General features: G+C 64.3%; 3 protein-coding genes. All 3 read right to left on the bottom strand.

Features of this window, described 5'->3' with window-relative positions; all coding sequences use genetic code 11:
* Window positions 1-437, bottom strand: a 437-nt coding sequence (locus A2I95_RS31230) for an aminopeptidase P family N-terminal domain-containing protein (RefSeq protein ID WP_291736076.1), incomplete at its 3' end; no start/stop codon positions are given.
* The gene (locus A2I95_RS31235) at window positions 430-1,620 is read right to left on the bottom strand and encodes a diaminopropionate ammonia-lyase (protein ID WP_291736078.1); all 1,191 of its coding nucleotides are present in this window, start codon (window positions 1,618-1,620) and stop codon (window positions 430-432) included. The genes A2I95_RS31235 and A2I95_RS31230, both read right to left, overlap by 8 nt.
* A 2-nt stretch (window positions 1,621-1,622) precedes the next feature.
* A partial coding sequence (locus A2I95_RS31240) for an amidohydrolase (RefSeq protein WP_291736080.1) occupies window positions 1,623-2,515 on the bottom strand: 893 nt, incomplete at its 5' end.

Below are 2,515 nucleotides of genomic sequence, written 5' to 3' on the forward strand. Positions count from 1 at the left end.
AACCCCGGCAGGCCATCCATCAGGCGTTCATAATCACCCAGCGGCATCCGCAGCGCGGTTTCATGCCCCTTCATGATGCCAATGCTGCCGCCGCGCCCGGCAATCGGCGACAGCAGCTCTGTCAGCAGGCTGATGCCGTCATCCTCGGGAGCAGGTGCGCTCCAGGTGCGGATATCCTCGATCCAGGTGCGGCGCATCAGATCGGCGCCGATCTCCGGGATGATGGCAATGGGTTTGCCTGCAGGCGGCACAAACAGGAACCAGGGCCGGGTCGGGCTTTGCCAGAACAGCGTGTGAAAACCGCTGAAATAGCGCACCTCGGGTTCTGTCAGCAGCAGGAGCCCGTCAAGCCCCTGCTGTGCCATCAGCGCCTGCGCCTTTTGGGTCCGGGCCGCGAACTCTGCCTCCGGAAAGCCGCGCACGGGCGCCTTAGACATTGTCTTGCCCTGCCATGATCGCCGCATAAATCACCGGGTCGGTGACACCTTCGGAGCCGATCAGCAGGACGCGGGCCTTTGGCCCCAGCCCCAGTTGTTCGGCAAGGTCCGGCGCCTGGCAAGCCGCAATCAAGGCGGCAAGGCCTGCAACTGCGCTTTCGCCGGCTTCAACCGCCGGATCGCCGGTTTCCGCATTGGCCAGCAGCCGCACGGCTGGCGCCACGATGCTGTCCGGGATGGTCAGAAAATCCGAAGCTTCCTCGGCCAGGATTTCCCAGGCCATTTCCGATGGCTCGCCACAGGACAGGCCGGCCATAATGGTCTCTTGCTGGATTGCGAAATTGGTCGCCTTGCCGTTGCGCGCGCTGTCAAACAGGCAGGCGGCCAGCTCCGGCTCGACGATGACAACCCGCGGTGCCTCGGCGCCGTAATACTGCCGCAGCGCCGCCGCGACCGAGGCCGCCAGCCCGCCGACACCGCCCTGCAGGAACACATGGGTCGGCGCCTGTTCCAGCGTCTCACAAGCCTCGCGCGTCATCACGCAATAGCCGGCCATCACATCGCGCGGCGGCTCGGTGTAGCCCTCCCAGGAGGTATCCGAGACCACAAACCAGCCGTTCTCCGCGGCCTCTTTCTTGGCCAGCAGCACCGAGTCGTCATAGTCGCCCGTGATGCGGATCACCTCGGCGCCCAGCTCGCGCATAGCCACGGCACGGCCTTCGCTGACCTCGGCATGGATATAGATCCGGCACGGCGCGCCAAAGCGCTGACAGCCCCAGGCCAGCGAGCGGCCATGGTTGCCGTCGGTGGCAGAGACCAGAGTGATGCCGACGCAGGCTTCCTTGTGCGCACCTTTGCGGATATCTTCCAGGCTGACGTCCTGACCCAATTGGCGGCTCAGCTCGCGCTGCAGCACCCGCAGCGCCGCATAGGATCCGCCCAGCGCCTTGAAGCTGCCCAAGCCGAACCGCGGCCCTTCGTGTTTGTAGTCGATCCTGTCAACGCCCATTTTATCCGCCAGCCCTGCCAGCGAGACCAGCGGCGTCTCTTCATAGCCGTCCCACGCAGTGATTTCTGCGCAGGCATTGCCAAAGTCCTGCTCAGACAGAACGGTATAAGCGGCATCGCCGGATTTCGGGCTGCCTGCCGTGTGGCGCATGGCAACAGTGAATTTTTCAAACATGATCAGTCCTTTCCCGCTGGCAGCCGGTCACGCACCAGTTGCACCCAGAACTCCGCACCGATGGGCAGCAGAGCGTCGTTGAAGTCATAGTCTGCCGAATGCAGCGGTTGGCCGTTAGGCCCGTCCTCGCCATTGCCCAACAGCAGAAAGCACCCCGGCACAGCGGCGGCGAAATGGGCGAAATCTTCGGAAAAGCTCATTGGCGGGCGGTTGCGGATCACCTCGCACCCAGCAGCTTCGCCCGCACGGCAAGCGGCTTCGGCCGGGCCTTCCGCATTGATGGTTTCGACAAATTCGGTGTTGAAGCTCATCTCAACCTCCACCGCATGGGCGGCGGCGACACCGGCAGCAATCTGGCGCATGAAACGTTCAACCGCCTCGCGGCCCGCAGGCACCCGTGCGCGCACGTCGCCCTTCAGCACCGCGTGTCCCGGCAGCACATTGCGCTGGCCGTCAGTCAGAAACTCAGTCACCGAGACCACCGCGCCAGCCCCCGGCGCCAGCTTGCGCGAGACGATGGTTTGCAGCGCCAGCACCATTTCCGCCCCGACTGTGATGGCATCGACACCCGCCTGCGGCATCGAAGCATGACCGCCCTGCCCCTTGATCGCGATTTCAAACAGGCTTTCGCTGCCGCAAATCTGCCCCGCGCGGGTCGAGACCTGCCCGACAGGCGCGCCTGGCAGGTTGTGAATGGCATAGACTTCTTCGATCGGGAACCGCTCCAGCAGCCCTTCGGAAATCATCGCCTGGGCGCCCAGCCCGTGCTCCTCGTTGGGCTGGAAGATGAACACAACAGTGCCGTCAAACCCCTGCTCCTGCACCAGCCGTTCCGCAGCACCCAGCAGCATGGCCATATGGCCGTCATGACCGCAGGCATGCATCTTGCCGGGTG

The sequence above is a fragment of the Leisingera sp. F5 genome, from assembly GCF_001593695.1.

What these genes read in the sequence shown, in the direction of transcription:
- A2I95_RS31235 (WP_291736078.1), bottom strand. Translation starts at nt 1,620, where the DNA reads ATGTTTGAAAAATTCACTGTTGCCATGCGCCACACGGCAGGCAGCCCG.